This window comes from Gracilibacillus thailandensis (assembly GCF_010994055.1).
In the GTDB taxonomy this organism is placed as follows: Bacteria; Bacillota; Bacilli; order Bacillales; family Amphibacillaceae; genus Gracilibacillus; species Gracilibacillus lacisalsi.
This window is the reverse complement of sequence record NZ_WJID01000036.1, coordinates 12,788-25,403: the sequence shown is the minus strand read 5'-3', so window position 1 is coordinate 25,403 and position 12,616 is coordinate 12,788. Positions and strand designations below refer to the sequence as shown.

At 36.1% G+C, this 12,616-nt stretch carries 12 protein-coding genes; 11 read left to right on the top strand and 1 reads right to left on the bottom strand.

The window, feature by feature from the left end; translation table 11 throughout:
• The 4 genes from fabG (at position 1) to GH715_RS11935 (ending at position 3,846) form a co-directional block, all read left to right on the top strand.
• Positions 1–741 (top strand): 3-oxoacyl-[acyl-carrier-protein] reductase, encoded by a 741-nt coding sequence (fabG, locus tag GH715_RS11950; RefSeq protein WP_153836867.1) that lies wholly within the window; start codon positions 1–3, stop codon positions 739–741.
• Between the two features lie 35 nt (positions 742–776).
• Complete coding sequence (gene acpP / locus GH715_RS11945; protein ID WP_018932706.1) at positions 777–1,010, top strand: acyl carrier protein; 234 nt, start codon at positions 777–779, stop codon at positions 1,008–1,010.
• A 232-nt stretch (positions 1,011–1,242) separates the two neighbouring features.
• Positions 1,243–1,929, top strand: a complete 687-nt coding sequence (gene rnc, locus GH715_RS11940) for a ribonuclease III (RefSeq protein ID WP_163578626.1) — start codon at positions 1,243–1,245, stop codon at positions 1,927–1,929.
• Positions 1,930–2,325: 396 nt separating this feature from the next.
• Positions 2,326–3,846, top strand: coding sequence for a methyl-accepting chemotaxis protein (locus GH715_RS11935; protein WP_153836866.1), 1,521 nt, complete (start codon positions 2,326–2,328; stop codon positions 3,844–3,846).
• A 262-nt stretch (positions 3,847–4,108) separates the two neighbouring features.
• On the opposite strand, the gene GH715_RS11930 is transcribed toward GH715_RS11935, so the two are convergent.
• Complete coding sequence (locus GH715_RS11930) at positions 4,109–4,330, bottom strand: DUF1128 domain-containing protein (RefSeq protein WP_018932704.1); 222 nt, start codon at positions 4,328–4,330, stop codon at positions 4,109–4,111.
• 148 nt (positions 4,331–4,478) lie between these two features.
• Here GH715_RS11930 and smc point away from each other — a divergent pair, with 148 nt between their 5' ends.
• The 7 genes from smc (at position 4,479) to GH715_RS11895 (ending at position 12,601) form a co-directional block, all read left to right on the top strand.
• Positions 4,479–8,045 carry a chromosome segregation protein SMC gene (gene smc / locus GH715_RS11925; protein WP_153836865.1) on the top strand — a complete coding sequence of 1,189 codons (3,567 nt, stop codon included), beginning with the start codon at positions 4,479–4,481 and terminating at the stop codon, positions 8,043–8,045.
• An 18-nt stretch (positions 8,046–8,063) separates the two neighbouring features.
• Complete coding sequence (ftsY, locus tag GH715_RS11920) at positions 8,064–9,062, top strand: signal recognition particle-docking protein FtsY (RefSeq protein ID WP_153836864.1); 999 nt, start codon at positions 8,064–8,066, stop codon at positions 9,060–9,062.
• Positions 9,063–9,140: 78 nt separating this feature from the next.
• A complete protein-coding gene (locus tag GH715_RS11915; RefSeq protein ID WP_153836863.1) occupies positions 9,141–9,458 on the top strand; it encodes a putative DNA-binding protein in 318 nt (105 codons plus the stop codon).
• A gap of 12 nt (positions 9,459–9,470) precedes the next feature.
• On the top strand, positions 9,471–10,832 hold the full coding sequence (gene ffh, locus GH715_RS11910; protein ID WP_153836862.1) for a signal recognition particle protein: 1,362 nt from the start codon (positions 9,471–9,473) through the stop codon (positions 10,830–10,832).
• Positions 10,833–10,910: 78 nt separating this feature from the next.
• Positions 10,911–11,180: a 30S ribosomal protein S16 gene (rpsP, locus tag GH715_RS11905; RefSeq protein WP_018932699.1), complete on the top strand. Its 270-nt coding sequence runs from the start codon at positions 10,911–10,913 to the stop codon at positions 11,178–11,180.
• A gap of 17 nt (positions 11,181–11,197) precedes the next feature.
• On the top strand, positions 11,198–11,425 hold the full coding sequence (locus GH715_RS11900; protein ID WP_018932698.1) for a KH domain-containing protein: 228 nt from the start codon (positions 11,198–11,200) through the stop codon (positions 11,423–11,425).
• Positions 11,426–12,214: 789 nt separating this feature from the next.
• The gene (locus GH715_RS11895) at positions 12,215–12,601 is read left to right on the top strand and encodes a YlqD family protein (protein ID WP_153836977.1); all 387 of its coding nucleotides are present in this window, start codon (positions 12,215–12,217) and stop codon (positions 12,599–12,601) included.
• Positions 12,602–12,616: the final 15 nt, after the last annotated feature.

Here is a 12,616-nt window from a genome sequence, read left to right as displayed (position 1 = left end):
ATGTTAAAGGATCAAGTCGCACTGATAACAGGTGCTTCAAGAGGAATCGGACGTGAAATAGCTTTAACTTTTGCTAGTAAAGGGGCAAAAGTAGTGGTAAACTACTCTGGGAGTGAAAATAAAGCTCAGGAAGTAGTGGATCAAATCATCGCTGACGGAGGAGAAGCAATTAAGATCAAAGCAAATGTCAGTGATGAAAGTGACGTCAAAGCAATGGTGAAAGAAACAACAAAAACGTTTGGAAGTCTCGATATTTTAGTAAATAATGCAGGTATTACAAGAGATAATCTACTGATGCGAATGAGTGAAGCTGATTTTGATGATGTCATTGACATTAACTTAAAAGGGGTATTCTTATGTACTAAAGCAGTGACTCGTCAAATGATGAAGCAAAAAAGCGGTCGGATTATTAACGTATCTTCAGTTGTTGGTATAAGCGGCAACCCGGGACAGGCAAATTATGTCTCTGCCAAAGCAGGTGTTATTGGTTTAACGAAAACAACTGCAAAGGAATTAGCAGCGAGAAATATATTAGTCAATGCTATTGCTCCTGGCTTTATTGCAACAGATATGACCGATCAACTCACAGAAGAACAGAAAGAGCAAATGCTTGCATTAATTCCATTAAATAAATTAGGCGAAGCGAAAGATGTAGCGAATGTTGCTTTATTTTTAGCTTCTGAACAAGCTAACTATGTTACCGGACAAACGATACCAGTAGACGGAGGTATGGTTATGTAGAAAGGTACATATACTTTGAAAGGAGGTGACGTGAAATGTCCGAGACTTTTGAAAAAGTAAAGCAAATCGTTGTCGATCGTCTTGATGTAGACGAAGATAAAGTTACGCTTGAAGCATCATTTAAAGATGATTTGGAAGCTGATTCTCTTGATGTTGTAGAACTTGTAATGGAATTAGAAGACGAGTTCGACATGGAAATTGCTGATGAAGATGCAGAAAAAATTGCTACAGTAGGTGATGCTGTAAATTACATAGACAGCAACCAATAGAACTGTTAAATTAAGTAATAAGTTGTGGCTGTCTAAGAGTACAGTCTGTAAAGATTAACCCGTTTCTATCATTATGAAACGGGTTTGTCCTTTATAATGCATTAGTAGTGCATTTCTGATCCAGTAAGACAAAACTAAAACTATTAAAACCTTTATAATTTAGGGTTGGCGATAAGCTATGTATCCTTTATAATAATGACAATGATTGATTTCATGTTGGTAGGTGAAGAATGTGTCTGATTTTAAAGAGCTTCAGGATAAATTGGGGATTTTTTTTGAAAACGAAAGATTGTTAAAACAAGCCTTTACCCATTCATCTTATGTGAATGAGCACCGGAAAAAGAATCTACTAGATAATGAAAGGTTAGAATTTTTAGGTGATGCAGTTTTAGAACTGGGAGTCTCTCAATACCTCTATCGAGAATATAATGAATTAGAGGAAGGGGATTTAACAAAACTGAGAGCCTCGATTGTGTGTGAACCAGCTTTAGTTCGCTTTGCAGAGACACTTGATTTTAGCAAATACATTTTATTAGGTAAGGGTGAAGAAATGACTGGTGGTCGTAATCGCCCTGCATTACTAGCAGATGTCTTTGAGGCGTTCATTGGCGCATTATACTTAGATCAAGGATATGATCAAGTTATTAGCTTCTTAAGGAAGTATGTGTACCCTGAGATTACAACCGGTGCTTTTTCGCATACGATGGATTACAAAAGTCAATTGCAGGAAACAGTACAGCAACATAAGAATAGACTAGTGGAATACAACATTGTAGACGAGAAAGGTCCTGCACATGACCGTGAATTTTTCGCTGTTGTTACAATTAATGGTAAGACAGCTGGAAAAGGAGTAGGTCGGACGAAAAAAGAAGCAGAACAACGTGCGGCAAAACAAGCATTAGATGCTCTGCCTCATTAAAAAAATAGTCTGACAAGGTGAACCCCCCTGTTTCAATTAAGTTTGAAGCAGGGGGTTTCTTAATTAAAAAGAAAAATTAGGTATATATGATTAAAGAAGCAATATTTCGCAATAAACCAAGGCGATTTCGCAATAAAGAGGTTACATTTCGCAATAAACCAAGGTGATTTCGCAATAAAGAAGCTATATTTCGCAATAAACAATGCAGATATCGCAATAAAGGAATATAGTACTCAAAATATTACTTTTGGACAAAGCCATCCTCAAAATCCCACTGGATACCACAATAGACAACATTTCTAATGAATAGTACAATAGATCTAAGGTAAATATTACTATTAGTCATAAAATTGTTTTTAAGGTTGAACAGTCTTTTTATTGGGAAGGGGAAGGTTTATGCAATCAAATAAAAAAAATCGAGTTAATTTAGTTTTATCGTTTCTTGTACTTATGGTATCTATTATTATTCACGTGTTACATCGGATTTTTAACATATCAGAATTTTGGGGGCATCATAGTGCAGAACAATTAACAGTCATTACAAATATTTTTTTAGTTATTCCGATTGTACTCTTTACTGTAACAATACTACTTTATAAAAAGAAGAGTGATCATCCGTTAATACCACTTTTTAATACACTAACTATTACTTTTAGCAGCATGTCAATGATTGCTGGTGGAGAGGGAATGGTAGAGTACCATTTTTCTATTTTTATGGTGGTAGCGATGATTGGTTACTATGAAAAAATTAACTTAATTCTAATCATGACAGTCTTATTTGCTGTTCAACATATTGGAGGTTACTTCTTTTTTGGAGAATATGTTTTTGGGACGAATGATTATCCATTTTCGATGTTACTTGTTCATGCTTTATTTTTAATTGGGACTTCAGGAGCGATAATTTGGCAAGTTAGACATAAGCGGAAATTAATCGGAGACCTTGGCGAAAAGGAACAAAAGCAACTTAAGCTAAGTGGAATTGTAGATAGTTTGTCGTTAACCTCAGAGAAAGTAATTGATGTTTCATCACAATTAAAAGAGATGAATCAGTCTAATCAAGCTATTTTTAAAGAAAGTGTCTCCTACATACAACAGATTTCTAATGGTGCACTGAATCAGAAAAAACAAGTCGAGGATAATTCTAAATTCATTCAGGAAATGACACAGGATATGCAGCAAATAGCTAAAACTTCATCTAAAGTATCTGATATAACGAAAATGACTGAACAAAAAGCTGAAGATGGCAATAATATGATTCAAAAGACGGTAGGACAAATGGATAATATAAATCAAACAGTGAAGACAACTTCTGAGACAGTACGATTATTAAATGATCGATCGAAAGAAATTAATGGGATTGTCAGTTTAATTACAGACATTTCTTCCCAAACAAATTTATTGGCTTTAAATGCAGCGATAGAGGCTGCCAGAGCAGGAGAACATGGTCAAGGATTTGCTGTTGTAGCGGATGAAGTCCGAAAATTATCGGAACAAACCGTGGATTCTGCCAGTCAAATTGCTAACCTTGTCCAGTCTATCCAACAAGAAACTGATACATCTGTTGCTTCAATGAACCAGGTTATTAGCGAAGTGGAACATGGTCAGGAAATTGTACGAGAGACAGGCAAAATATTCGGGAATATTCATTCATCTATAGGAAATGTAGCAGAGCAAATCAAGCAAATTTTCCAAGCAAGTGAAGAAGTATCCTATGTAGCACAAGAAGCACATAAATCGATTCAAAAAGTGACTACAATTGTGGATGAAACGTCAGACTATGCTCAAAAAGCTGTACTTACAAATGAAGAACAGCTTAAATCTAATGCGTATTTAACTGAATTAATTTCAACATTAAATGAAATTACAACGAAATTGGAAGAATTGATGGAAGAAACTAGTGTAGTGGATGATCATTAACTATAAGAATTAGAAAGTCTTAGGAGTTTTTAGTACTCCTAAGACTTTTTGTTTGCCTAGAAAATTATAGATTTTTCGGATGCAGATAACATGTAGGCAACCTGTCTAGCCACGTCCAAATTCTAGCGCCAAAAACTAGGCGGCTTCTCGAATCGTCCTACGATAAGTCATCATCGCTTCACAAGCTTACCGTGATTCCTTTATTTCAGTTAATTCGTTCCAGTCGCTATGTTTCTAAACGGGCGCTCTGCGCTTTTCTTAATTATTTTCGGTATTCTCTTAGCTCTGCAATAAATGCTTGGGTTTCGGCAACAGTTAGTTTTCCTTTCTGTTGCAGGAGATCATACAAGGATTTTAATTCTTCATAATTATCAAGGTCATAATCTTTAGGATCCATGATAGAATCATTGACTACTTGCAACATTCTTCCCATCTCATGAATAATATGTGCTAAATTTTCCTCGGATTTCTCTTCTAAATTCAAATCAATTCACTCCTGTTTCGGTATTTTATGAAACTTCCTTCTCTTACTCTATTCTTTATGATAAAATAAATAAGTTGAAATGCAAAGGATAAATTAACATCAACATACAAGTTATGTTGTTAGATGATAATAAATAGGGGTTTTAAACATGTATTTAAAACAATTAGATACAATTGGTTTTAAATCTTTCGCTGAAAGAGTAAAAATAGAATTTGTACCAGGCGTTACAGCTGTTGTAGGGCCTAACGGTAGTGGGAAAAGTAATATTACAGATGCAATCCGTTGGGTACTTGGAGAACAATCAGCAAAATCATTACGTGGTTCCAAAATGGAAGATATTATTTTCCAAGGGAGTGATACACGTAATGCGTTAAACGTTGCTGAAGTAACACTCGTGTTAGATAACTCAGACAATGCATTGCCTGTTGATTATCACGAGGTCAGTGTAACGCGTCGAGTATATCGCTCAGGCGAAAGTGAATATTTGATGAACAAACAACCATGCCGTTTGAAAGATATTACAGAGCTATTTATGGATTCAGGTATGGGTAAAGAAGCGTTTTCTATTATAAGTCAAGGAAAAGTTGAAGAAATTTTAAGTTCAAAATCAGAGGAACGCCGCGTTATATTTGAAGAAGCGGCAGGTGTTTTAAAATATAAAAATAGAAAGAAACAAGCCGAATATAAATTGGCAGAAACACAAGAAAATTTAAATCGTGTGGAAGATATAATCTATGAAATAGACGGCCAATTAGAACCACTTGAACAGCAAGCATCTATTGCTAAGGAGTACTTAGCCCAAAAAGATCGATTGACTAATGTGGAAGTTGGTTTGTTAGCTAAAGAAATTGAACAACTGAATGAAAAATGGGAAGCATCGAAAAGACAAATAGACGATAAACATCATGCATTAAAAGAAAAACAACAATGGGTTGAGACAAGAGAGACAGAAAGTGATCAACTGAAAGCACGGATACAAGAAATGGATGAGCAAATCACAAGCTTACAAGAAACACTACTTGTGGAAACTCAAAAGTTAGAAAGTCTTGAAGGAAATAAAAAGATATTTCATGAACGACTTCAACATTTCCAGGAGAATAAAGAAAAACTAGAACAGGACATAGAAGAGTCGGAAAACAAAAAAGCAATACTTTTAAAGAGCTTAGAAGATGAACAAACTAATCTTCGGAAGTACCAGGAAAAAAATCATCAGTTATCAGAACAAGTAACTGATATCCAAGAGCAATTAGAAAAAGGTAAAAATACGATAGAAGAAGACATCGAGACACTTAAAAGTGATTATATTGAATGGTTAAATGAGCAAGCGGCTAAACGAAACGAGAAAAGTTCGATTGAGCAGCAATTGGAGAGGATGGAAGGGAAACAACATGCGAAGTCTTCTAAATGGGAAAACCTACATGAAGAACGTCTTCAGTTAAAGCAAGCTGTTCATGAAGCAGAAGAAAAATGTAAACAAGATGAAGAACAATTACATAAATGCCAATCAGAGTACGAGCAGTTGGAAAGAAAAGTAACGGTAGAGTCGAAACTATTAGAAGATATGCAGCAAAAATTATATAAAGGTTATCAAATGGTTGAAAATCTTAAGTCAAAAAAGGAAATGCTCGAGGACTTAAAAGAAGATTTTCAAGGTTTCTATTTTGGTGTAAAAGAAGTACTAAAAGCAAGGGAACAACAGAAGTTAACAGGTATTCATGGTGCGATACCGGAGTTAATCGAATTCGATGATCAATTAGTGGATGCAATGGAAACTGCTTTAGGGGCTCAAGCTCAACATATTGTGGTTGATTCAGAGAAGTCGGCACGAGAGGCAATTCAATGGCTGAAAAAAACAAACAAAGGTAGAGCAACTTTTTTACCAATTAACGCGATGAAGCCGAAACAGATACCTGCAAATATGATCCAAATGCTTGAGCAGGAAGAAGATTTCGTTGGAGTAGCTGCGGATTTAATCCGTTATGAAGCCACATATCAACCTGTCATGCAAGCATTGTTAGGCAATGTGATTATAGCTAGATCACTTAGTGCTGCAAATCGATTTGCACAGCAAACTGGACGAAGATTCCGCATCGTGACACTCGATGGAGATGTGGTGAATCCTGGAGGTTCCATGTCTGGTGGTGCCAAAAAGAAAAACAATCAATCATTATTTACGAGAGATCGTGAACTAAAAACATTAACGAAGAAATATAAAGAATACCAAACTCGTGTAACGGACTACGAGAAGCAAATTAGTGAGCAAAAAGATGCATTAGCGAGTCTTCAAGAAGAAAAAGATAATTGTTATCGACAACTAGAAGAAGTTCGCAAAACATATCAAGTACACCAAAGCAATTATAAAGAATGGAAACTGTCTTTAGAGCATTTAAATGATCAGCTGTCCATTTATGATCAGGACAAATTACAACAAGAAGAAGATCGAAAACTATTGTTACAGCAATTGGAACAAATTGAACAAGATCTAGTAAAAACACAAGCAAAATTGAGTAAATTAGATAACGAAATTGAAGAATTAACAGATCAGCACCAAAATTTTGAAGCAAAAGAAGAACAATTGAAACAGGAATTACAAACATTGCATGTCGAGCAAGCAGAGCTAAGAAGTAAGTTGTCCAATCAAAAAGAGAAGGTTGCAAATTCAAAAAATGAATTATCTGAGATTTCCGAGACGATTAAAGGAAAGCAAGAACAGCTACAGCAATTAATTGACGTTAAAAATAGCCAACAGACACCAGAAGAAATTGACGAAGAGATTCATCTCAAAACACAAGAAAAAACAGCATTGCAGCAAGAGTTGCAACAATTACGTGAACAACGATCCGAAACACAGCAAAAAGTTACGACTTTAGAAGACTCGCTTAAACAAGCGAAAAAAGAGGAGTATCAGTTACAACAGGAGATCCAAACGATTGAGATTGAACGAAACCGATTAGATCTGGAGTTGGAAAATCGTCTTCAATTACTAGAGAGTGAATACTTTATGACTTTTGAAAAGGCGAAAGCTGATTACCCTCAACCAGACAATCTCGAAGAGGCGAAAGAACAAGTCAAATTAATTAAGAAATCGATTGAAGAATTAGGAACAGTAAATATTGGTGCTATTGATGAGTATGATAGGATTAAAGAACGACATGAATTCCTTACCAGTCAACAAACAGACTTAGTGGAAGCAAAACGGACATTATATGAAATTATTGCGGAAATGGATGAAGAAATGACTAGAAGATTTAATGAAACTTTTTCGCAAATTAAAGAAGAATTTACGGTAGTCTTCCAACGTTTATTTGGCGGGGGCCATGCTGAATTAAAGTTAACTGATCCGGACCAATTATTAGAAACTGGTGTAGATATTATTGCACAGCCTCCAGGTAAAAAATTACAACAATTAGGTCTATTATCTGGTGGAGAAAGAGCATTAACTGCTATCGCATTATTGTTTGCGATTTTACGTGTTCGTCCTGTTCCATTCTGTGTACTGGATGAAGTGGAAGCTGCTCTAGATGAAGCAAATGTGACTCGCTTTGCCCAATATTTGAAACATTATAGTAAAAACACTCAATTTATTGTGATTACACATAGAAAGGGTACAATGGAAGAATCGGATGTATTATATGGTGTTACCATGCAGGAATCAGGTGTATCACGCTTAGTTTCTGTCAAATTAGAAGAAGCACCAGAGCTTTTAGAAGCATAAGTGCGAGGAGGTAGAAAAATGAGTTTCCTGAAAAAGCTGAAGGATAAATTTCAAGCAACAGATAAGCAAGAAGAAGTGTCAGATAAGTATAAAGATGGTTTAAGTAAAACAAGGAAGTCATTCTCCGAAAAAATCAATGATTTAGTTGCTCGCTATCGAAAAGTGGATGAAGACTTTTTTGAAGATCTCGAAGAAGTGTTGATCGCAGCTGATGTTGGTGTAACAACTGTGATGGAGTTAATTGAAGAACTTGAAATGGAAGTGAAAAGACAAAATATTAAAGACACTAATGAAGTAAAACAAGTGATCTCTGAAAAACTGGTCGAAATTTATCAGGGAGATAATGACGAATCAGAAGATACTTCCTTAAATATTCAACAAGATGACTTAACAGTAATCCTTTTTGTCGGAGTTAATGGAGTTGGAAAAACAACAACGATTGGTAAGTTGGCACATCAATTAAAATCAGAAGGTAAAGAGGTATTATTAACTGCAGGTGATACATTCCGTGCTGGAGCTATTGAACAGTTAAATGAATGGGGAAAACGTGTCGGTGTTGATGTTATTAAACATAATGAAGGTAGTGACCCAGCTGCCGTTATTTACGATGGTATTCAAGCGGCAAAATCCCGTAATGCCGATGTATTACTTTGCGATACAGCAGGTCGTTTACAGAATAAGGTTAATTTAATGAATGAATTAGCAAAAGTAAAACGTGTAATCGAGCGGGAAGTTCCAAATGCACCTCATGAAGTGTTGCTTGTGCTTGATGCCACGACAGGACAAAATGCTTTGAGCCAAGCGAAAACATTCTCAGAAGCAACAGATGTTTCCGGAATCGTATTAACTAAATTAGATGGTACAGCTAAGGGTGGGATCGTCTTGGCAATCCGAAATGAATTAGGTACACCAGTAAAATTAGTAGGACTTGGAGAGAAGGTAACAGACTTGCAAACTTTTGATCCGCACGCATTTGTGTATGGCTTATTTGCAGATTTGTTAGAAGAAGAAGAATAGTCTTGAGACTTGACAGTATTGCTTTAAGATGATTAGACTGGAGTGTAAAGCTATTTTACTTAACGAGGTGTCCTTATTATGTTAGAAAAAACGACAAGGATTAACGCTCTTTATGATTTTTATCAACAATTGCTAACTGACAAGCAACGAAATTATATGGAGATGTATTATGTAGAAGATTTCTCATTAGGAGAAATTTCGGAGACATCTAATGTATCAAGACAAGCAATTTATGATAACATTCGCAGAACAGAACAAATGTTAGAGGAATATGAGGAAAAGCTTGGTCTCTATCAGAAGTTTTTAAAGCGACAAAGTTTACTTCAGGAATTGCTTACATTGGCAGAAGACCCAGTACTGAAAGAAAAAGTAGAACAGATTATTGAAATCGAATAGGGGGCGTATAGTATGGCATTTGAAGGTTTAGCCGACCGCCTGCAAAATACCATTCAAAAAATCAAGGGAAAAGGTAAAGTAACGGAACAGGATGTCAAAGAAATGACGAGAGAAGTTCGTTTAGCTTTACTAGAAGCGGACGTAAACTTTAAAGTCGTAAAAGATTTCATTAAGAAAGTGAAAGAGCGTGCAGTTGGCCAGGAAGTTATGGAAAGTTTAACGCCAGGTCAACAAGTTATTAAGGTAGTAAAAGAAGAATTAACACAATTAATGGGGGGCGACGAGAGTAAAATCGCTGTGGCAGATAAGCCTCCTACAGTGATCATGATGGTTGGTTTACAAGGTGCCGGTAAAACAACCACTACTGGTAAATTAGCCAATTTATTACGTAAAAAATATAATCGTAAGCCCTTATTAGTTGCCGCTGATGTTTACCGTCCCGCAGCAATTGATCAACTGGAAACCTTAGGTAAACAATTAAATATGCCAGTTTATTCAGAGGGAACGGATGCAAATCCTGTGGATATTGCTAATAAAGCCATGGAACGTGCTAAAGAGGAACATCTGGATTATGTCATCATTGATACTGCTGGTCGTCTTCATGTCGACAATGAATTAATGGATGAATTGATTCAAATTAAACAAAATGTAAATCCGGATGAAGTATTTTTAGTGGTTGACTCCATGACTGGTCAGGATGCAGTTAATGTAGCTGAGAGCTTTAACGAACAATTAAATATTTCTGGTGTTGTTTTAACGAAACTTGATGGAGATACACGTGGTGGTGCAGCTTTATCAATTAAAGCTGTTACGGAAAAGCCGATTAAATTTGCAGGTATGGGTGAAAAGTTAGATGAATTGGAAGTATTCCACCCAGAACGAATGGCATCTCGTATTTTAGGAATGGGAGATGTTCTTTCACTAATTGAGAAGGCTCAAGAAAATGTTGATGAAAAAAGAGCTAAAGAATTAGAAGAGAAAATGCGGTCTGCTTCCTTTACATTAGATGACTTTCTCGAACAAATGGGCCAAGTGAAAAACATGGGACCGCTGGACGAATTAATTGATATGATACCTGGAGCTAATAAAATGAAGGGTCTTAAAAATGTTGATTTTGATGAAAAGCAAATTTCTCATGTGGAAGCAATCATCCAATCCATGACTGTAAAAGAACGTCAAGATCCAAGTGTGATTAATGCTAGTCGTCGTAAACGTATTGCTCGAGGTTCAGGTCGTTCTGTTTCAGAGGTGAACCGTTTGTTGAAACAGTTTGAAGAAATGAAGAAAATGATGAAGCAAATGACGAATTCGCAGCAAGGAAAGAAAGGGAAAAAAGGAAAAAAATCAAAAGGATTTAATTTTCCATTCATGTAAGGTAAAAACCCTTTACAGACTAAAATAAATCTGATACAATTCTATCTTGTGTTAGATATTTATATGGAGGTGTTAAACATGGCAGTAAAAATTCGCTTAAAACGTATGGGATCTAAAAGAAATCCATTCTATCGTATCGTAGTTGCTGATTCTCGTTCTCCACGTGATGGACGTATTATCGAGCAAATTGGAACATATAACCCGGTAGTGAACCCGGTTGAAGTGAAATTAGATGAAGATAAAGCACTTGATTGGATGACTAAAGGTGCGAAACCAAGTGATACGGTACGTAACTTATTCTCAAATGAAGGCATCATGAAGAAATTCCACGAATCAAAAAATCAATAATAAAGTGATGTGATTCGATGAAATCTTTGATTGAAACAATTGTGGAGCCGTTAGTTGATCATCCTGAGCACATCGTTGTGACCGAACAAGAAGAGGAAAACAAAGTTGTGTATCACCTGCAAGTTCATGAAAATGATGTAGGTAAAGTGATCGGCAAGAATGGTCGCATTGCCAAATCAATACGAACAGTTGTTTATGCAGCTGGAATGAAATCTAATAAAAAAATCTATTTAGATATCATGTAAAAAGAGGGAGGCGAAAAGCCCCCTCTTTTTTTAGCAGAACGGTTAATTAAATAGAGCGCTGTATCCATAAACTGCGAAGTAACTCTCTTGAGGCTCTGCTCTGTCCATCCTCCCATAGAGAGTGCACCGAATACCGCTTCGGCAGAATACTGCGCTTTCCGTGGGCACGGCCTCAGCTAACTTGGTAAAGAAAAGCACTTTACCAAGTGGATCTTCGGCTCGTGCTGATCCCACAGGAGTCTCCGTATTCTGCCTACGCTATTTTTGTTATCTGATTATAGAAAGAAATAAACTCATGGAACTAAACTTTTCTGTTTAATTACAGTACTTATCGGTCTGCGAAAGCACTTTTAACATAGTCGTACCCTACGCTACATATGGTGGAGAAATCGATTGGCTGATTTCGGATAAGTGTTGTGGAGCATTTCTTAACGAAGGCCGCCCACTTTCACTCCTGTGGGAATTGTTTGACCTGAAGATCCACTTTTTCGAGCGGTTTTGGCTCGAAAAAGTTAGCTGAAGGGCAAACCCCACGGAAAGGGAGGTGGGCAGCCGGAGTGGCGGTAATGATCACGATAAATGTCAAAATTACTTCATAGATAACTGTGCATTTAGTTTCGATCAAACAGTACTTTCATTACTTCGCAGTATATATCTACAATGAATTAAGTGAGGGAAGGTTAGTGTGCGGGTTTTCTAGTGTATACTTGCGCTTTTGTTTGGTGACATGCTATTCTTTTGATAGGTGTTTCCATGCTCTTTAATAGGGATGAGAGAGAGGCTGAAACAATGAAAATTATTAAAAAAGTAGCCATCAAAAAAATAGTAACTGATCAAAGTAAAGAACAATTGCGAGAAGAATACCAATTTAAAATTTTTCAACTTGAACAGGAATGTGAACAATTAAAATTTGAGCAAAAAAAATTAGAACAACGCTCAGCCAATAAAAAAGCTGATATCGCAGCCAAATTTAAAAAAGAGTTATCTAATCGTAAGGACCATATTAACTGGTATAAATACAAACTTGAACAATTGGAAATATTACCAATTGGAAGTGAAATTAATGATGGAGAAGTTGAAGCAGTTATCGATATTGAAGAAGGTATGAACTGGGATGACTTAACAGATCAAAAATCCATTATTATAAAGGATGGCATGATTACGAAAATTACATAACAGGTGGTATGAATT